This window comes from Archangium violaceum (assembly GCF_016887565.1).
Classification (GTDB): Bacteria; Myxococcota; Myxococcia; order Myxococcales; family Myxococcaceae; genus Archangium; species Archangium violaceum_B.
Map to the genome: position 1 here is coordinate 10,587,571 of NZ_CP069396.1, position 19,786 is coordinate 10,607,356.

General features: G+C 70.7%; 10 protein-coding genes. 7 read left to right on the forward strand and 3 right to left on the reverse strand.

Translation table 11 applies throughout. The features are described from left to right. Positions 1–104 precede the first annotated feature (104 nt). Together JRI60_RS42125 and JRI60_RS42130 are read left to right on the forward strand one after the other, a co-directional pair. On the forward strand, positions 105–932 hold the full coding sequence (locus tag JRI60_RS42125) for a tetratricopeptide repeat protein (protein ID WP_204221705.1): 828 nt from the start codon (positions 105–107) through the stop codon (positions 930–932). After that, a complete protein-coding gene (locus JRI60_RS42130) occupies positions 932–2,362 on the forward strand; it encodes an ABC transporter substrate-binding protein (RefSeq protein WP_204221706.1) in 1,431 nt (476 codons plus the stop codon). Before JRI60_RS42125 ends, JRI60_RS42130 begins: the two co-directional genes overlap by 1 nt. A 13-nt stretch (positions 2,363–2,375) precedes the next feature. Here JRI60_RS42130 and JRI60_RS42135 read toward each other — a convergent pair whose 3' ends face one another. Together JRI60_RS42135 and gspG are read right to left on the reverse strand one after the other, a co-directional pair. Continuing rightward, the gene (locus tag JRI60_RS42135) at positions 2,376–2,786 is read right to left on the reverse strand and encodes a DUF5335 domain-containing protein (RefSeq protein ID WP_204221707.1); all 411 of its coding nucleotides are present in this window, start codon (positions 2,784–2,786) and stop codon (positions 2,376–2,378) included. Between the two features lie 105 nt (positions 2,787–2,891). After that, positions 2,892–3,317 carry a type II secretion system major pseudopilin GspG gene (gspG, locus tag JRI60_RS42140; protein ID WP_204221708.1) on the reverse strand — a complete coding sequence of 142 codons (426 nt, stop codon included), beginning with the start codon at positions 3,315–3,317 and terminating at the stop codon, positions 2,892–2,894. A gap of 409 nt (positions 3,318–3,726) precedes the next feature. Here gspG and JRI60_RS42145 point away from each other — a divergent pair, with 409 nt between their 5' ends. Genes JRI60_RS42145 through JRI60_RS42160 form a run of 4 tightly spaced genes read left to right on the forward strand, consistent with a single transcriptional unit; the run spans position 3,727 to position 16,213 of the window. After that, positions 3,727–9,192, forward strand: coding sequence for a type I polyketide synthase (locus JRI60_RS42145; RefSeq protein ID WP_204221709.1), 5,466 nt, complete (start codon positions 3,727–3,729; stop codon positions 9,190–9,192). Between the two features lie 3 nt (positions 9,193–9,195). Further along, on the forward strand, positions 9,196–10,149 hold the full coding sequence (locus tag JRI60_RS42150) for a hypothetical protein (protein ID WP_204221710.1): 954 nt from the start codon (positions 9,196–9,198) through the stop codon (positions 10,147–10,149). After that, positions 10,146–15,509 carry an SDR family NAD(P)-dependent oxidoreductase gene (locus tag JRI60_RS54780; RefSeq protein ID WP_204221711.1) on the forward strand — a complete coding sequence of 1,788 codons (5,364 nt, stop codon included), beginning with the start codon at positions 10,146–10,148 and terminating at the stop codon, positions 15,507–15,509. Before JRI60_RS42150 ends, JRI60_RS54780 begins: the two co-directional genes overlap by 4 nt. Continuing rightward, positions 15,506–16,213: a 4'-phosphopantetheinyl transferase family protein gene (locus tag JRI60_RS42160; RefSeq protein ID WP_204221712.1), complete on the forward strand. Its 708-nt coding sequence runs from the start codon at positions 15,506–15,508 to the stop codon at positions 16,211–16,213. Before JRI60_RS54780 ends, JRI60_RS42160 begins: the two co-directional genes overlap by 4 nt. A gap of 4 nt (positions 16,214–16,217) precedes the next feature. Here JRI60_RS42160 and JRI60_RS42165 read toward each other — a convergent pair whose 3' ends face one another. After that, on the reverse strand, positions 16,218–18,089 hold the full coding sequence (locus tag JRI60_RS42165; RefSeq protein WP_204221713.1) for a methyl-accepting chemotaxis protein: 1,872 nt from the start codon (positions 18,087–18,089) through the stop codon (positions 16,218–16,220). 220 nt (positions 18,090–18,309) lie between these two features. On the opposite strand from JRI60_RS42165, the gene JRI60_RS42170 reads away from it, so the two are divergent. Further along, the gene (locus JRI60_RS42170; RefSeq protein WP_239470047.1) at positions 18,310–19,722 is read left to right on the forward strand and encodes an FAD-dependent oxidoreductase; all 1,413 of its coding nucleotides are present in this window, start codon (positions 18,310–18,312) and stop codon (positions 19,720–19,722) included. Positions 19,723–19,786 lie beyond the last annotated feature (64 nt).

Consider the following 19,786-nt stretch of genomic DNA (forward strand, 5'->3'; position numbering starts at 1 on the left):
TGAGACTCACCGTCTTCCAGGGCCGTCCCGCCGTCAGGTGGGGCGGCCCCGCCGTTTCCGGCCCTCTTCGCCCCGTGGGGAGTTCAGGAGTAGGCTCTCCAACCATGCGATTGTTCCTGGTTCTGTTGGCGGCCCTGCTGCTCCTGCCCGTTCCGGCCCTCGCCCAACGCGGCGCGGCACGGGGCAACCCGAAGGAGCTCATCAAACAGGCCGAGCGGCTGTACGACCAGAAGAAGTACCTGGAAGCGGCGGAGGTGCTGGAGAAGGCGCACGAGGCGTCGCCCAATCCCGACCCGCGGCTGCTCTACAACATCGCCCGCGCGTACGACCAGGCGGGCAGGGAGCGCGAGGCCATCCAGTACTACGAGCAGTACAAGGCCAAGGGGACGGACCTGACGCTCATCAAGCGCGCCGACCTCTTCATCGACCGGCTGAAGCTGCAGCTGCAGAAGGAGGAGTCGCGGGCGGCGGCGACGGCCAGCGAGCGCAAGCGGTTGCAGGAGGAGGCCGCGACGGCCCGGAAGCGCGCGGACGAGGAGCGGCAGGCGGCCCGTCGCGCGGACGAGACCAACCAGCTGCGCCTCAAGGAGGCCTATGAGGACGCGCTGGCCGCGCGCAAGCGCATGCAGGTGACGTCCTTCGCCCTGGGCGGTGTGGCACTGGTGGGCATCGGCGCGGGCACCGTCTTCGGGCTGCAGGCCCGGAGCGCGCGCAGCGACTTCGACAAGGCCACGGAGTTGGATCCGAAGCTCGCGGCGAAGACCGCCACGCGCACCAACGCGCTGCTGGCGGACATCGGCTTCGGGGTGGGCGTGGCCAGCGCGGTCGCCGCCGTCCTGCTCTACCCCAAGGAGCCCCTGCCCCAGCCGGGCAAGCCCCGTGTGACACTGGCCCCCGCGGGTGCTGGCGCGGGCATGGAGGTGAGCTTCTGATGCGCGCGCTGAGCTTGATGGGAATGTTGTCCCTGCTGGCCACCGGGTGCAGCTTCACCACCGCGGGGGGGCTCGACCAGTGCGAGACGAGCGCCGACTGCGCCTCCAACCAGATCTGCACGCGCAACGTCTGCCTGCCGCTGCCCACCGGCTGCAACGAGAAGCCCTTCGGCTCCGCCGACCCCGGCGCCATCGCGCTGGGTGCCCTGGTGCCCGTGCACACCAGCACGGAGCCGGGCGCGGGCGTGGACGTGTCCGACGAGCAGGCGCTCAACGCCCTCCTGCTCGCGCTCGATGAGCTCAACCAGCGCGGCATCGTCGGCAAGCAGATCGCCCTGTACTACTGCGACACCTCGAGCGACGTGGAGCGCGCGCGCAGGCAGGCCGAGTGGCTGGTGAACGACAAGAAGGTGGCCGCGGTGGTGACGGCCGGCAGCAGCCAGTCGCTCGAGGTCGCCAAGGTGACCATCGGCAAGAACGTGCTGCTCATGAGCTACAGCGCCTCCTCGCCGGAGCTGACGGTGCTGGCGGATACCAACGGCGGGGCCGCCCCGGCGGGGCTCGTGTGGCGCACCTCGCCCTCGGACGCCATCCAGGGCAGCGTCATCGCCCACCTGCTGCGCACCGACAGCCGCTTCGGTCCCCAAACGACCACGAGCAAGGTGGGCATCCTCTATGTGGACGACCCGTATGGACAGGGCCTCGCCAACATCATCTCCGAGCGGCTGCTCAATGGGGACGTCTCCCGCCGCGTGCCCAACCGGACCTTCTCCTACCCCAAGCGCGGCGACGTGAAGTCGGCGGTGGATCAGCTCGAGATGTACGCGCCGAACCTCACCGTGCTCATCGGCTTCGCGGATGACGCGGCGGCCATCCTCAAGGAGGCCGCCACCCGGCCCACCCTCCAGCGGATTCCCGATGGCCCCCACCGCTGGTTCTTCTCCGACAGCGTGAAGGACGCGGCCCTGCTGACGGACTCGCAGGCGGCCGCCCAGGCGCGGGACTTCCATGGCACCGCCCCGGCGCAGGGCACCGGACAGGCCTTCAGCACGTTCCAGAACCGCTTCCTGGACAAGTACAAGAAGGACCCGGCCGCGTACGCCTATACCTCCAACGCCTATGACGCCATGTACCTGCTGGGGCTGAGCGCTTCCTGGTCCCTGGGCACCTCCAACACCGTGACGGGACCGAAGCTGGCCGAGGGACTGACGAAGGTGTCCACCGGCACGAGCAGCACCCAGACCCAGCTCACCAACTCCAACTTCACCTACCTGTCGACGGAGCTGGCCGCGGGCCGGAGTGTCAACGTGGATGGAGCCAGCGGCCAGTTGAACTTCGACGCCAGTGGAGAGTCGAGCGCCCCCGTGGAGCTGTGGCAGGTGGGGGCGTCGGGCTTCGTGACCATCCCCCCCACCCTGGATCCTCCGTAGTCCGGAGGAATCCTCACGGCCCGGGAACCGGCTCCTCGCGGTCGGCGCGGGACTCCAGCAGGACCGTGGCGGGCAGGCCGGGATGACGCTCGAAGAAGATGAGCGTCTTCCCGTTGGCCGCGTCCTCGATCTCCATGCAGTCGATGTTCCCGGAGTCCTCCACCTTGAGGTACACGCGCACCGGGTCATCGATGTGGTGCATGAAGTTCTGGTCGGCGTCGCCCACCGTCACCTCGAGGTCACCGCTCTCCGAGCCCTTCGTCTCCAGGTCGATCCCCATCAGGGGAAGCCTGCGTGCCATCTCCTGGTCGCCTATGTCCTGGTTCTCCACCTCGATTCGAACCGGGTAGGCCTGCGCTTGCCGGCCGAGCCGCTCGAAGTAGACGGCCCAGTTCTCCCGAGGAATCTCAATCGTCCGTGCCATGGCCACCTCCGCCATGAAGGTAGGTCCGCGTGCCCCACCCAGACACGGCGGACCCCCTTCCGGCAGGGACACGGCCAGGGCGCCATCCGGTGCCCCTCCACCCGACTAGCGCCGGGCCACGGCCTCCAGGTCGCGTGACGAGATGTCCGCGGCGCTCCCCTCGCCCCCGGAGGTGCCATCCCCTCCATAGGAGGTGACGATGGGCTTGCCGCCCTCGTTCATGTACACGTACTCGTTGCCCCACGGGTCCTTGGGCATCTGCTCCAGGGCCTGCGTCTCCACCAGCGCGCGCAGACCGCTGGCCGTGTCCGGGAAGTGGCCCTTCTTCGCGTAGTAGAGCTTGAGCGCGTTGTGGATGCTGCCGATGTCCATCCTCGCGGTGCTCACCTTCGCCTCGTCGAGCTTCGGAATCACGGCCACGCCCACCGCGGCCATGATGAGGCCGAGGATGGTGATGACCACCATGATCTCGATGAGCGTCATGCCGCGCTCGCGGCGGCGCTGCTTCTTCATCATCTTCTTCGCGTTCATACGTTCCCCTCGTGTCCGGCCTTCCGTCAGGCCACCGGGCCGCCTGTGCAACCGCCGCGCCCAACCCCCCGGCACGGGGGACTCCGAGGAGGACCGGGCCCTTCCACACGGCCCCACCGGGCCGCCCCTGCCAGCGCGTCCCGCGGGAGGCCCCCTCGCCTGACAGGCTGACAGCGAGTGGGTGCACGAGGACCCGTTCACCCCCCGAGTGAGAACAGGAGTGAGACTTTCCAGCCTGCCTACCTACTCCCCGAGCGAACTCAACTGCCGCTGTGGGAATAGAGAACCCTGGGAGCCCAACCGGGCACGCTGCCGCTCATTTCTGCGTGATACAGTCGACATCCCCCACGAGGTTCCGTACCTCGTCCGTCCCCCTTTGGGTTCGACCCGGTTACAGAGAGAGACCCGCATGGAAGCCATCGCCGTGGTGGGAATGGGTTGTGTCCTGCCCAATGCCCTTCGCGTTTCGGACTTCTGGAACAGCATCACCGCCGGCAGGGTGTCGCTGACGAAGGTCCCCGCCCGTGCCTGGAACCACGCGCTCCATTTCCACCCGGACCGATCAATTCCAGACAAGACGCACTGTGAGCTGGGCGGCTTCATCACGGACTTCGTCTTTGATTGGCGCAAGTACAAGGTGCCGCCGTCCGACGCGCAGCAGGTCAACCCGCTGCAGTGGATGATCCTGGAGGCGGGCACCCAGGCGCTGTCCGAGGTGCGCAACATCCCCAAGGACTCCACGTCCATCATCCTGGGCGCCACGGGCCTGGGCTGGCAGCGCGACAGCGGGATGCGGATCCGCCTGGAGGACATGCTGGACGCGGTGCGCTCCACGGCCGAGTTCCAGGCCCTGCCGGCCTCGAGGCAGCAGGAGCTGCTGGACGTCACGGCCATGCAACTGCGCGAGCGCCTCAAGGAGGTCAGCGAGGACAACGTGGTGGGCGCCTCGGCCAGCGTGGCCTGCGGGCGCATCAACATGCACTTCGACCTCAAGGGGCTGCACTACTCGGTGGACGCGGGCTTCGCCTCCTCCCTGGCGTCCCTGGACCTGGCGGTGCGGGGGCTGCGTGACGGCGAGTTCGACCTCGCCGTCGCTGGCGGTGCGAGCGAGATGCTGACGCCGCTGGAGTTCATCGCCTTCTCCAAGATGGGCGGGCTCTCCAGCCAGGGCACCATCCGGCCCTTCGCCGAGCAGGCGGACGGTACCCTGCTCGGTGAGGGGGTGGCCATGTTCGCCCTCAAGCGCTTGTCGGACGCGGAGCGGGACGGGGACACCATCTACGCGCTGGTGCGCGGCGTGGGCGGCTCGTCGGACGGCCGGGGCAAGTCGCTGGTGGCGCCGCGCAGCGAGGGCCAGGCGATGGCCATGCGCCGCGCGCTCGAGGACGCCGGCGTGGAGCCGGGCTCGGTGCAGTACGTGGAGTGCCATGCCACGGGCACCCAGGTGGGCGACGCCAGCGAGGTGCGGGCGCTCGCCAGCGTGTACACGGGCGCGCCGGGCGGCTCCATCGCGCTCGGCTCGGTGAAGGCCAACATCGGCCACCTGCGCGCGGGAGCCGGCGCCGCCGGACTGCTCAAGGCCGTGCTCTCGCTGCACCACGGCGTCATCCCCCCGCAGCCCGGCGTGGAGCAGGTCAACCCGAAGCTGGAGATGGAGCGCACGCCCTTCTTCGTGCCGAAGAAGGCCCAGTCCTACCGCCCCGACGCCCCCGCCCGCGCGGCCGTCAGCTCCTTCAGCTTCGGCGGCAACAACTTCCACGCGGTGCTGGAGGCGTACCGCCCCGCCGAGCGCCGCCAGGCCCCCGCCGTCCGCGCCCGTCCCAAGGACGAGCCGCTGGCCATCATCGGCCTGGGAGGCATCTTCCCCGGCGCCTCCAACGTGAAGGACTTCTGGAAGCGCCTGGTGGAGGGCTACGACGCCACCCGGGAGATTCCCAAGGAGCGCTGGGACATCGAGCGCTATTACGACCCGGACCGCAAGGACAAGGCCTACACGAAGCTGGGCTGCTTCGTGGACGAGTTCCCCAAGCCGAGCCTGGAGATGCGGATTCCTCCGGCGGCCTGGGCCTCGTTGGACCCCTCGCACGTGCTGATGCTGTGGTGCGCGGACGAGGCGCTCCAGGACGCGGGCTTCGCCCCGGACAAGTGGAACCGGGACCGGGTGGCCATGTCCTTCGCCTTCCTGCCCTACCAGGGCAAGAAGTTCCAGGCGGACACGCGCACGCACTGGTCCGAGTTCGCCCACGAGCTGAGCCTGACGCTGGAGAAGTCCGGCATGCCGGCGGCCACGCGCGACGCGGTGCTGCGCCGCGCCGAGGAGCGCTACAAGGCGAACCTCCCGCCCATCAGCGAGGACAGCCTCACCGGCTACCTGGGCAGCCTCAACGCCGGCCGCATCGCCAACCTGTACGACTTCCACGGGCCGCACATGGTGACGGACTCGGCGTGCGCCAGCGCCCACGCCGCGCTCCATGCCTCGTGGAAGATGCTGCAGCACCGCGAGGCCGACGTCGTCCTCACCGGCGGCGTGTGGTGCGACATGCTGCCCGAGTTCTTCATCGCGGCCTGCCGCTTCAACGCGCTGTCCGCCCACGGCAGCTTCCCCTTCAACACCAGGGCGGACGGCTTCATCCCCGGCGAGGGCGCGGGCGTCTTCGTCCTCAAGCGCCTGTCCGACGCCGAGCGCGACGGCAACCGCATCCACGCCGTCATCCGCTCCGTCGCCGGCGCCAGTGACGGCAAGGGCCGCTCCGTGCTCGCCCCCAGCGAGGCGGGCGAGGCCCTGGCGATGAAGCGCGCGCTGGCCGCCGCCAACATCCCCTCCGCGAGCGTGGACCTGGTGGAGGCCCACGGCACCGGCACCGCCCTGGGAGACGTGACGGAGGCCCGCGCCACCCACGCCGCCTACAGCGAGGGCCGCGACCGGCCCATCCTCCTCGGCTCGGTGAAGTCGAACATCGGCCACCTGAACGCCGCGGCCGGCACCGCCGGCATGATGAAGGTCACCCTCGCGCTGAAGAACGCCTTCATCCCCCAGTCGCTCAAGTGCGAGCCGCTCAACCCGAAGATTCCCGAGGGTGTGGAGGTGGTGGCCACCGCGCGTGATTGGCCCCAGCCCCAGGACGGCGGACCGCGCCGCGCGGGCGTCAGCGGCTTCGGCGTCGGCGGCGCCAACTTCCACACCATCCTGGAGGAGTACCGGCCCTCGCCGAAGAAGCCGGCGGCGGTGACGGAGGGCTCCTCGTCCGAGGGCGGTGAGCCCCGGCTCGTCGCCGTGGCTGGCGCGGACGCGCGCACCTGCCTGGCGCAGCTGGACAGGCTGTGCGAGTTGCCCGAGCCGCTCGAGGACACGCGCCAGACGCCCGAGGGGCCCTTCCGCATGGCCCTCACGGCGCGCTCGCGCGAGGAGCTGCGCAAGAAGCGCGACTTCCTGCGCAAGGCGGCTCAGACGGGCGGGGACCTGGAGTTCCTCGCCCAGTCCGGCATCTTCGTCGGAGGCCCGGAGTCCCCCCTGCGCGGCGCCCCCGTGGCCATCACCTTCCCCGGCCAGGGCGGCCAGTACGCGAACATGCTCCGCCCGCTCGCCCAGGCCTACCCCCTGGTGGCGCGCACGCTGGACGAGGCGGACGCCATCTACGTGCGGCTCACCGGGCGCACGCTCACCAGCGGCTTCTTCACGGACGACCCGCGCAGCTACCAGCAGAACGACGAGGACATCCACGCGGCCGTCTTCCTCGTCAACGTGGCGCTCTACCGCCTGCTGTCGGCCCACGGCATCCACGCGGAGTACCTCATCGGCCAGAGCGCGGGCGAGCTGGCGGCCCTGGTGGCCGCGGGCAGCCTCTCCCTGGAAGAGGGCCTGCGCGCCATCCACTCGCGCACGCTCGCCGTGCTGGAGATGCCCACCGAGGACCCGGGCCAGATGGCGGCGCTCTCCTGCCCCGCCGAGTTGGTGCCCGAGCTGCTCGAGGGACTCCCCGGCTACGCGACCCTGGCCGCGGACAACGGGCCGCGCGCCTGCATCGTCTCCGCGGACCGCCATGCCCTGCCCGAGCTGGTCAAGCGCTGCGAGGCCCAGGGCATCGAGTGCACCGTGCTGGCCGTCTCCCACGGCTACCACTCGGAGCTCATCGGCGCGGCCCGCCCCGTCTACCAGCGAGTGCTGGAGGGACTGCGCTTCCGCAAGCCCCAGGCGTGCCTCGTCTCCACCATCGACGCGGCCCCCTACGGCAACCGGCCCCCGAGCGAGTACCCCGCCTTCCTGTCCAGCCAGTTCGTCGAGCCCGTCCGGCTGCGCAAGGCCATCGAGGCCGCCCACCAGCGCGGCGCTCGCATCTTCATCGAAGCGGGCCCCAAGTGGTCCCTTACGCAATTCACTCGCGAGACCTTGAAGGGTAAGACCCACGGGGCTATCGCGTCGATTCATCCCAAGGTAGGTGACATGGAACAGTTCAAGCGCCTCGTGGGTCATGCGTTCGTCAACGGCGTCGGCCAGCTTTCGCCGGACGAGGCGGGTGGTTTCTCCCCGGCCGACGTCGAGGAGACGCTGCTCCAGATGCCGCTCGAGGGGGTCCTGGAGCCCGCTTCCGCCATGAAGGTGGCGCTCGCCCTGGGCGAGGAGTTCGGCGTGGACGCTTCCGGGGCCCGGCTGGAGCACCTGAGGACGTTCGAGTCCATCATCGCCCTGGTCGAGCAGCTGCGCGCCGAGGCGCCCACGTCCGCCTCCGTGGCGGCCCAGGCCCTGAAGCATGCGCCTCCCGCGCCTCCGGCGGCCCAGGCCCAGGCCCCGAAGCCGGCTCCCGCGCCGGCCCGGCAGCCCGAGCCCGCCGCGGCGCCGGACGTCGACCCCGTGGCCCTGAGGGAAGAGGTCCGCATCGTCCTCCTGGACAACGTGGTGGCCAAGACGGGCTACCCCGAGGACATGCTCGACCTGGACCTGGACCTCGAGGCCGACCTCGGCATCGACACCGTCAAGCAGGTGGACATCTTCTCGCGCACCCGTGAGCACTTCGGCGTCCCGAGAGACCCCAACCGCTCGCTGCGCGAGTTCAACACCCTGGGCAAGGTCATCGAGCACATCATCGAGCGCACGCTCGCGCTGAGCGCCAGTGCCGCCGCCTCCAAGGCGCCCGCCGCCCCGGCCCGTCCGAGCGCGCCGCCGCCTCCCGCTCCCGCCGCGGCCCGGCCGGCCCCCACTCCCGCCATCCCCCCGGCGCCCCGTCCCACCGCTCCCGCGATGACGGTGTCCCGGCCGAGCGCTCCGGCCGCCCGCGCCGAGCCCCAGCCCCGCGCCGCCGCGCCCGCTCCGGCCCCGGCCAAGCCCGCCGCCAACCTCGAGGACCTGAGCGAGCAGGTCCGCGCCGTCCTCCTGAAGAACGTGGTGGAGAAGACGGGCTACCCCGAGGACATGCTGGAGCTGGACCTGGACCTCGAGGCCGACCTCGGCATCGACACCGTCAAGCAGGTGGACATCTTCGCGCGCACCCGCGAGTACTTCGGCGTCCCGAGAGACCCCAACCGCTCGCTGCGCGAGTTCAACACCCTGGGCAAGGTCATCGAGCACATCGTCGAGCGCGTGCACTCCACGAGCGCCACGGAGCGCGTGGCCGCGGCGGTGCAGTCGGCCGCCGTCTCCGTGCCGCCCGCCCAGGTCGAGTCCATGGGCCGCTCGGGCAATGGCGCCAATGGCCATGCGGGCTCGCGCTCGGTGCGCGAGGCGCTGCTCGCCATGGACCTGCGCCAGGCCGGCGTGAAGAACGAGGAGCTGCGCAAGCTGGGTGAGGCCATGGCCTCGCGCCTGGGAACCGCCGCGCCCGAGGCGAACAAGGTCCGCACCCTGCAGGAGCTCCTCCAGCATCTGGTGAAGGACCGGTAGGCCGTGCAACCCGACACCTCGCAATATCCGCTGCTCGAGGATGTCTCCGAGGTTCTCCGGGGGGAGAGCGCGGTCGCCAAGCGCGACGTGCGCCTTCCCGCGGAGCTCGACGAGGAGCTGCGCACGCTGTCCGCCTCGCTCGAGCTGGAGTTCCTGGGCGAGGTCGGCTCGCTGGTGTACCCGGACCGCGTCCTGGTGGGGATGAGGGACGTGCGCTGGTTCCTGCGCGCCTCGGACACCTCCGCCGACGCGAAGCTGGTGGGGCGCGCCCGCCGCGAGGCGGATGGCGAGGTGACGATCTTCCTGTCCCTGGAGCCGGTGGTCGCCGGCTCCCTGCCGGGCACCGAGGAGGCCACCGAGGAGCCCATCCCCGTCTGCCGCGCCACCCTCCAGTTCGCGCACATCTACAAGCCGGCGCCCTGGCCCCAGCAGCAGCAGATGCTGGCCCCGCGCTCGGAGAACCTGCAGAACGGCAAGCAGCTCTACGCCTCCGTGGGCGGCCACGCCGAGCACGTGCCCGAGTCGCTCCAGGTCGTCTCCTGGGCCCGGATGAACGAGCTGGGCCGCATCCAGGGGGGCATCACCCAGCCGCGCCAGCTCACCCGGCTGCTGCCCGCCAGCCGCATCCAGGTGGCCCCCGCCGCGCTCGAGGGCGCGCTGCACCTGGTGAAGTGGCTGTGGTACGCCTTCTCGGGCGAGGGCTCGCGCGAGATGACCATCGCCGAGCTCCTCTGGTACCGCATGCCCCGGCGCGACGAGCGGCTGCTGGGCGAGGCCCGGCTGTGCGGTGCCAGCGTCGGGCTGGCCACCTTCGACGCGCACGTGCTCGGACAGGATGGGATTCCCGTCCTGGAGCTGCACGGCGTCGGCATGGCCTCGCTGCCCACCGAGGATCCCGCCCCTCCCGTGCCCCGTCTTGCCTGGCAGTCGTTCGTCAAGAGCCTCACTCCGCGATGACCTCCCCCACGAACATCCCTCTCGCCATCGTCGGGCTCGGTTGCAACCTGCCCGGTGCCGACTCCCCGTCGCGCTTCATGAACCTGGGCCTGGAGGGGATGCGCGCCCTGAAGCCGGCCCCGGAGGAGTGGGCGACCGGGCTGGGCCTCCACCACGCCCTGATGGGCGGCTTCGTCGAGGAGGAGGGCCGCGACTGGAAGCGCTTCCGCCTGCCGCCGAACCAGGTGGAGAAGATGCACCGCATGGATCGGCTGCTCCACCTGGCGCTCCTCCAGGCGACGGAGGACGCCGGCTACGGCCCCGAGAAGAGCCCGGGCGCCCGGTGCGCCATCTACCTCGGGGCCACCGGCCTCGGCGTGGACATGAAGATCGACCAGACGCTGCGCCTGCGCACGCCGGAGATGCGCGAGCACCTGGCGGCGATGCTGCAGGAGCACGCGGAGGGAGACCGGCTGCTGGAGGCCGTGGACCGGCACGTGTCGGAGCACACCCCGCCCATCACCGTCGAGTCCATTCCCACCACGGCCACCATCGTCGCCGGCCGACTCTCCAGCATGCTGGACACGCGGGGCGGGCACCTGGCGATCGACGCGGGGACGGCCTCGTCCCTGGCGGCGCTGAAGTTCGCCTCGCAGTCGCTGCAGCACGGGCACTGTGACGTGGCGGTGGTGGGCGCGGTGTCGCCGCTGCTCAGCCCCTCCTCCTTCGGTCTGCTGGCCGCGCGAGGCTGGCTGGCGGCGGAGGAGCTGCTCTCGCTCGATGCCCGTTCCGCGGGCACGCTGCCCGGCGAGGGCGCCGTGGCGCTCGTGCTGTGCCGGCTGGACGACGCGCTGGCGGATGGGCAGCGCATCTACGCCGTCCTGCATGGCGTCACCTCGGAGATGAACCTCAAGCAGGGCCTCTCGCGCATGTCCCGCCTGGTGGACCGCGCCGCGCGCACCTGCCTGGACATGACGGGGGTGGACCCGGAGCTGGTACGGCACGTGGAGATGCAGGCGTGCGGGATTCCCAGCCTGGAGGACCAGGAGCTGCTCGGCCTGAGGTCCGCGCTCGGCGCCACGCGCTCCGAGCTGTTGACGTTCTCCTCCGCCGCGCCCCAGGTGGGCTTCCAGCAGGCGGCCAGCGGACTGGTGTCGGTGATGCGCGCGGCGCTGGCGCTCCATGGTGGCATGCGGCCCCCCATCTCCGGCCTCACCACGCCGCGCTACGAGACGCAGAGCACGCTGGAGTGCCTCGCCCGCCCCACGAAGCTGCCGCCCCGCAGCTACGTGGGCGTCAGCTCGCTGGGCTGGGCGGGACTCGCCTACCACGCGCTGCTCGGCGCGGCGCCGAGCCGCGAGGCCACGCCCACGGTGCGCCCGGTCCGCGCGCCCTCGCAGAAGTTCGCCATCGTCGGCATGGGCGCCGTCGCACCGGGAGCCTCGGACGCGAAGTCGCTCTGGAGCAACATCATCACCAAGGCGGACGCCATCGGCGACCTGCCGCCCTCGCGCTTCAACGTCCACCGCATCCTCAACGGGCTCATGGGCCCCGGTGAAATCATCCCCCGGCTGGCGGGCGTGGTGGACCTGCCGGCGCCCGACCCTCGCTGGCTCAAGCTGCCGCCTCCACAGGCCGCGGCGTTGGACCCGGCCGTCGTCCTCTTCACCAAGGCGGCGGAGGAGGCGCTGGAGCAGGCGGGGTACCAGCCCGGCCAGTGGAACGGGCGGCGCGTCCAGGTGGTGGTGGGCCAGCTGCCCGCCCGCGCGAAGGAGTTCCAGACCGAGCAGCGCTTCGTGAGCGAGCGCTACCTGACGCTGGCCGAGGAGGCACTCCGGGCGCAGGGCATGTCGGCCCGCAAGCTGCTGCCGCTGCTGGAGACGCTGCGTCAGAGTCTGCTGTCCGCGGTGCCCCCGCTGGATGAGAACACGCTCTGGTACTACACGGGCATGACGTGCGCGACGCGGCTCGCCTCCATCCACGACTTCACCGGAGGCGTGATGGCGGTGGACGCGGCCTGCTCCAGCTCGCTGGCGGCGGTGCACATCGCCCTGCTGTCGCTGGCGAACCGGGAGGCCGACGCGGTGGTGGCCGGCGGCGTGGCCTTCAACCTGGCGCCGGAGTACGTGGCGCCCCTGGCCGTGCTCGGCTTCCTCTCCCCTCGCGGCACGTTCCCCTTCGACGATCGCGCGGACGGCTTCGTGCCAGCGGAGGGCGCGGGCGCCATCGTCATCAAGCGTTTGGAAGACGCGGAGGCGACGAAGGACAACATCCTCGCCGTCATCTCCGGCATCGGCTTCTCGAGTGATGGCCGGGGCACCACCCTGCTGGCGCCCAACCCCAAGGGCCAGGCGCGGGCGGTGGAGCGCGCGCTGGAGGACGCCAAGGCGCACCCCAACCAGGTGGGCCTGCTGGAGGCGCACGGCACCGGCACCCGGGCGGGAGACCTGTCCGAGGCCACCGCCTATGGCGAGGTCTTCCAGGCTCGCGGCCGTGACACCCCGGTGCCCATGGGCACCCTCAAGTCGCAGATCGGCCACACCTCGTCGGCCTCCGGCATGCTGGGCCTCATCAAGGCGGCCTTCGCGGTGAACCAGGCCTTCCTGCCGCCCATGAATGGCGGTGAGTTCCCCAAGTCGGAGATCCACTTCGACAAGCTGCCCATCTCCCTGTCGCTGGAGGGCCGGCCCTGGCCCACGCCGCGCGAGGGACGGAGGCTCGCCGGGGTGAGCACCTTCGCCCTGGGCGGCTCGAACTACCACGTCGTCCTCGAGGAGCACGACAACACCCACCGGATACCGAAGACGCCGGGACCGCAGCCCAACGTGATGGGCCAGCCCATCCCCAGCCGAGGGCTCTTCGCCCAGCGCTGGAGGGCGGACCTGACGCCGCTGTCGCTCTCCTCGGAGAAGCGCTACCCGGTGGCGGGCAAGAAGCTCCTGCTGCTCGGGGACGACCCGGGCATGGTGGCCTCCTTCACCCGCGTGCTGTCGGGCCGGGGAGCCCGCGTCCTCACGGTGCCCCTGGCGGGCATCACCGACCCGCTGGAAGTGGAGCGCAAGGTGCGCCGGGCCAGCGAGGACCTGGGCGGAGCCGACGGTGTCATCGACCTGGCCGCCTTCGGTCCGGCCGAGTACTTCCTCACGCTGGGCAGCGCCCGCTTCGCGCGCCGCACGGCGGAGACCACCGCGCGCTGGCACGGCACCGGACGCGCCCTGTACGAGCGCCTGGGTGACCCGAAGCGCACCGCCTGCTATGTGGCCGTCACCGCCATGGGAGGGGACTTCGGCTTCCTGGGCGACGGCGGCAACGTGCTGGGTGGCTCCACCGCGGGCTTCCTCAAGGCGCTGAAGCAGGAGCTGCCGGGCGCGATCATCAAGATCGTCGACTTCGAGCCGAGCACCTCGCACTGGGTGCTGGCGGAGACCGTCACGCGCGAGCTGGAGGAAGGCAGCGACCGGACGGAGATCGGCTACCTGGCCGGACGGCGCTTCGTGGTGGGCATGCGCCGGGCGGACTTCCCGGAGGGCAGCCCGGTGCTGCGCAAGGTGGACCCGAGCTGGGTGCTGCTCTTCTCGGGAGGCGGGCGCGGCGCCGTCTTCGAGGTGGCCAAGGCGGTGGCGCGGCTGGGCCCGAAGGTCATCCTCACCGGGCGCACCCCGGCCCCCATCGGCGCCGAGCCCTACCTGGCGCTCAACGACGAGGCGTTCGAGGCCTTCCGCAAGGAGGAGATGGTCCGGCGCAAGAAGGAGGACCCCACCCTCACGCCGGTGAAGTTCGCCGAGTCCTTCGACACCATCATCCGGGCGCGCGAGCTGTGGCGCAACCTCCAGGAGGTCTACGCGCAGGGGCTGCCCATCGAGTACGAGACGTGTGACATCCGAAACGCCGCGGACGTGCGGGCCATGGTGGACCGGGTGCGCGAGTACCACGGCCACATCGACGGGCTGGTGCACGGCGCGATGATCGAGGCCTCCAAGAGCCTGCCGGACAAGACGCCGGGGATGGTGGCGGCCACGGTGGACGTGAAGGTGATGGGCCTGGTGCACCTGCTGGAGGCCACGCGGCGGGACGATCTGAAGCTGGTGATGTGCTTCGGCTCGGGCGCGGGCCGCTTCGGCAACAAGGGCCAGACGGACTACAGCGCGGCGAACGACCTGATGAGCAAGGTCACCATGGCCTACGCCCACCGGGCGCGCTCGCACATGCGCTGCGTCACCATCGACTGGACGGCGTGGGAGGGCTCGGGCGCGGCGGTGCGCAACCGCGAGGTGGTGCAGGGCACCGGCGTCTCCTTCATCACCCCAGCCGAGGGCGCCTACTGGTTCATCAACGAGCTGATGCTGGGCCGCTCCGAGCGCGAGGTGGCCATCTTCGAGGAGCGGCTCTTCCGCGAGTGGCCCTTCCTGGGCGCCTCCGCCGAGGGCCCCGTGCCCCGGAAGGTGTACGACGACCGGGGCTTCCTGCTCGTGCCCTCGGACTTCCCGATGCTCGAGTGCGTGGAGGAGCACACCCCGGAGAAGCTGGTGGCGACGCGCACGTTCGACCTCAACAACGACCCGTTCCTGCTCCAGCACCAGCTGCACTCGGTGCCCATCATGCCGGGCACCTTCGGCTTCGAGATGCTGAGCGAGGGCGCGGCCCTCTTCCGTCCGGACCTGGCGGTGCTGCGCGGGGAGGAGCTGCGGATCGACACCCCGCTCAAGTTCTTCAAGGCGCCGCTGACGGGTGAGCAGTCGAAGGGAAAGCCGGTCCACGTCACCCTCACGGTGGAGGTGCTGGAGCAGCGCGGCGAGGAGGTGGTGGTGCACGTCGAGACCAGCAGCGAGCTGGCGCTGGGCGGCCGCTCCGACCTGACGCAGCGCCGCATCCACTTCCGGGGGCGCTTCGTGCTCGGACCGGCGCCGCGCCTGGAGCCCGGCACCGGAAAGCTGCCGGACGCGCTCCCAGGCGCGCGGGCGCGCTCCATCTTCCACCTGGCCAAGGAGCCCGTGTACCTGGGCCCGCTCTTCTGCCGCGCCGAGTGGGTCTACGTGGGCGAGCGCGAGGTGGAGGGCATCATCCGCGCCCCCCGGCAGCGGGAGATCTTCGCCCACGTGGCCCGGCCGCACTTCCAATACGACCCGCTGCTGCTGGATGCCGCCTTCCAGGTGGCCGCCAACTGGGACGGCTACCACCACGACCTGGTGTCCATCCCCATGGGCGTGGAGCAGATGATCCGCGGCCGGCTGCGGCGCACCGGTGAGTCCGCGTACGTGAAGGCGAAGCTGCTGCAGGTGGACGGCGACGAGGTCACCTACGACATCGAGGTGCAGGGCGAGGACGGAGCCCTGCTCCTGGGAGTGAAGGCGCTGTGGCTGCGGCGGTTGCGTCCCCGGTGAACGCTCCCGGGCCGAGGCCCTCCCGGCTCACGCTGCCCACGGGCCGGGAGGTGGTGCTCGGCTGGTGCGAGGTGGGGCGGGAGGACGCCGCCTCGCTCTGGCCCGCCGAGCGGGAAGCCCTGGCCCGGTGCAGGCTCGACAAGCGGCGCCACGAGCTCATCGCGGGCCGGGTGGCGGCCCATCGCGCCCTGGCGCTGCTGGCCCCGGCGGCACACGCGGAGGTCCTGGCCCGCCCCGGGGGACAGGATGAAGGGCGGCCCTTCTTCCCCTCCGCACCGGATGTCGCGCTGTCCATCTCCCACTCGGACGGGCTGGCGGTGGCGGCGGTCTCGCGAGGGGGGGCGCTGGGCGTGGACCTGGAGCAGCGGGTGGAGGCGGGCGGAGCCTTCCTGGAGGAGGCCTTCGCTCCGGGCGAGCACGAGGGCTATGCCGCTCCCTGCGCGGGCCGGGTGGAGCCGATCACCGCCGCCTGGGCCATGAAGGAGGCGGTGCTGAAGGTCTGGGGCGTGGGGCTGCGAGCGCCCCTGCAGCGGGTGGCGGTGCGGCCGGTGCTGCTCTCCGCGAGCGGAGAAGCCCTGTCGCTGCGGCTGACGCTGGAGGCGGAGGGGCTCCCGCCGGAGCTGGGCGTGCCCCCGGCGGTGCTGACCGGACTCCTGCTGGCGGGGGAGCACGGCCGGGTGCTGGCGCTGGCGGCTCCGGCCTGAGGGCTCAGACGTTGGCCGTCTTCTTCCCGGAGCGAAGGCCCTGGCCCTCCTCCGGCTCCGACCGGTTCTGCCAGCCGTACTTCTCGACGAAGCCCGTCACCCGCGCCACCACGCTGCGCATCTGGGTGGCGGCCTCGTCGCTCGTCTGCAGGCTCGCCATCGTCTGGTCCATGATCTTCTGCAGGTCGCTCATCGCCTGGAAGATCTGCCCGATGCCCTGATTCTGCTGGGTGACGGCCGCGGAGATCTGCCGCACCGAGCTCACGTTGTCGCGCACGATGTTGGTGAGCTGCCGGATGTTCTCCCCGAAGCCCTGCACCTGGGCGAGGCTGCCGTGCACCTTCTCCGAGCCCTGCTCGGACATGTCCGCCGTGTAGCGGATGGCGTTGCTCAGCTCCTCCAGCACGTCGTGCACCTTGTCGGTGGCCTTGATGGACTGGTTGGCCAGGTTGCGGATCTCCCGCGCCACCACGGCGAAGCCCTTGCCGTGTTCGCCCGAGCGCACCGCCTCGATGGCGGCGTTGAGCGCCAGCATGTTGGAGCGGTCCGCCAGCGCCTTCACCGTCTGGGTGATGTCGGCGATCTGCCGGGCGCGCTCGTCCAGGGAGCGGATGCTCGTGGCCATCTGCTGCACCTGCAGCTGGATGTCCGTCAGCCCCTGGAGGCTCTGCTCGATGGCGCCCTCGCCCAGGCGGCCGATCTGATCCGCGCGCTCGGCCTGCTTCAGCACGCCCTCGGCCTTCTGGGCGGCCAGCAGCGACGTCTGTTTGATCTCCTGCGCGGTGACCTGCGTCTCCTGGAGCGCCGCGGCGTGGGTGGAGAGCGCCTCCGTCTGCCGCTTGTGCGAGACGCCCAGCTCCTCGGCGGACTCGCCCAGCAGTTGCGCCGACTCACCCAGGGAGAACGAGAAGTCGCGCAGCTGCTCGAAGGCGGTGGCGGTGGCCCGCGACAGATCACCCACCTCGTCGGTGGACACCCACTTGGGCAGGGCGGGATTGCCCGCCACGAGCGACACGATGGAGCGCTCGACGGCGTCCGTGCCCGCGTGCTGCTGGCGCGCCAGCTCGAAGGCCGCCATGGACGCCACGAGCACCAGGAAGCCACCCACCAGGACCACCGGCAGCACCATGGAGCCCATGATGTCCTGGACGCGCTCCTGCAGGATCACCATCACCTGCGGAGGCAACATCTCCCGCAGATCCGCGAACAGCGCGTTGAAACCGGTCTGGGCCTTCTTCGCGATGATCATCCCCGACACCGTCAGGGTGCTCACCACGTACAGGGCGAAGCAGTAGGGCAGATACCAGCGCTGCCGGGGCCAGATGAACCCGCGGCCCCGCAGCTCCGCCTGCGGGTGCCGGTGGAACTCCTCGAGCGCGTAGGGGCGCAGCACCTTCTCGATGCGCAGCGACTGCCAGATGAAGACGATGCCCAGCAACAGCTCGAAGGCCAGCACCACCTGGGGAACGGCCCACACACTGCTGATGCCGTAGACGAAGGGCGGCCAGATGCTGAAGCTGAGGCCCGACGCGCCGTAGCAGGCATACAGGCCCAGCTCGATCCGCCTCGGCGCCTCGAGGATGCGCTGCAGCCGCGCCCCCGGGACATCGTCCGGCTTGTTCGCCAGGGCGTTGCGCGTCACGTGCACCGTCAGCCACAACGGAATGGCGAGACCAAATACGGGGAGAATCCAACTGACGTTGATCAGCGCGATCTTCCAGGCGAGGTCACCCTCCAGCCCCATGATCAGCACGACCATGTAGACGATCGGCACCACACCGAGCATCACCGCCAGCTGTTGCTCCAGGAGGACCTTGAGAATCAGCCGGTTCAACTGCGCCTTGCTCATGCGGCCACACTGTAACACCAGGGACATCCTCCACCTCCTTCCCAACCTGAAGGGGGGGAAACGAATTTTCCTCGGACGGTGAGCAGACGTGGGCGCGCATCGCTCGTCCGCTCTCCAGCTCCTTGATGCACCAGGGAATCGAATCCGCGTATCCTCGTTTACCGAGGCTCCCCGGAGTAGGCCTCGCCACCCCCCTGGTACCTTCAAAATGAACCCCAGCAAGCGCGGATTCGGACGAGCCGTCGTCATGGGAGGAAGCATCGCGGGCCTGCTCAGCGCCCGAGTGCTTTCCGAGCATTTCGAGAAGGTGGTGATTCTAGAAAGGGAGCGTCTCCCCGACGGGCCGGAGCAGCGCAAGGCGGTACCCCAGGGGCGGCACATCCACGCCATGCTGGAGGCGGGGCTGAAGGTGCTGGAGGAGCTCTTCCCCGGGCTGTTGGAGGAGTTGGAAGCGGGCGGCGCCGACCGCATCGACATGGGCCGGGACGCCGCCTGGTTCCACTTCGGGGCCTGGAAGCCGCGCTTCGTCAGCGGGTACGAGACCATCCTCTGCTCCCGCCCCTACCTGGAGTGGAAGGTGCGCGGACGCATCGTGGCCCTGCCCAACGTGGAGCTGCGGCAGGGGTACGCCGTCCAGGGGCTGCTCACGGAGGGCCCAGGGGGCCGGGTGACGGGAGTGAAGGTGGAGGGCCCGGACGGAGAGGAGACGCTCGCGGCGGATCTGGTCGTGGATGCCACGGGCCGGGGCTCGCGGGCACCCCAGTGGCTGGAGCAGCTGGGGTATGGCCGGCCGGAAGAGGAACAGGTCGGCATCGAGCTGGCTTACACGAGCCGCTTCTACGAGCGCCCCGCCCACTCGCGGAACGATTGGAAGAGCCTGGCGCTGTACGCGCGGGCGCCGGACAGCTGGCGCTCGGGCTTCCTCGCCAACGTGGAGGGCGGGCGGTGGATCGTCAGCCTCAGCGGGTACTTCGGTGACCACCCACCCACCGACGAGGCGGGGTTCCTGGAGTTCACCCGCGGCCTGCCCACCCCGCACATCCACGAGGCGCTCCGGGGGGCGAAGCCGCTGACGCAGCCCGTCATGCACAAGATACCGACGAGCCGGTGGCTGCACTTCGAGCGGATGCCGCGCTTCCCGGACGGGTTCGTGCTGCTGGGGGACTCGGTCTGCGCCCTCAACCCCGTGTATGGCCAGGGCATGACGGTCATCAGCCTGGGCGCGCGGCGGCTCGGCGAGTGCCTCGCGGCCCAGGCGCGCTCGACGCCGGGCAACCTCCAGGGGCTGTCGCGGCGCTTCCAGAAGGGGCTGGCCCGGAGCATCGGCCTGAGCTGGATGCTCGCCACCACGATGGACCTCATCTACCCGCGGACGCGGGGCAAGCGGCCCCCCGGGTTGAAGCTGCTGCAGTGGTCGATTGGCAACCTGGTGGACCTCACCTCGCTGGACGAGGCGTCCTGCGAGCGCTTCTACCGGGTCCTCCACCTGCGGGGCGGGCTGGAGGTGCTGCTGCAGCCGAAGCTGGCCCTGGCCCTGGCGGCCTACAGCCTCAAGAGCCTGTTCGTCCCGCTGGCCCAGCGGGTGAATCTGGACCGCATGCCTCGCGCGCCGGGAATCCGGACGCCAGCGGGCGGCGAGCGGATGGACACGGCCGCGTGACATTTGGCGCACCGGGAAGGGAGTTGTAGAACACTACCCGACACGGCCGTCCCCCGCTGGGAGC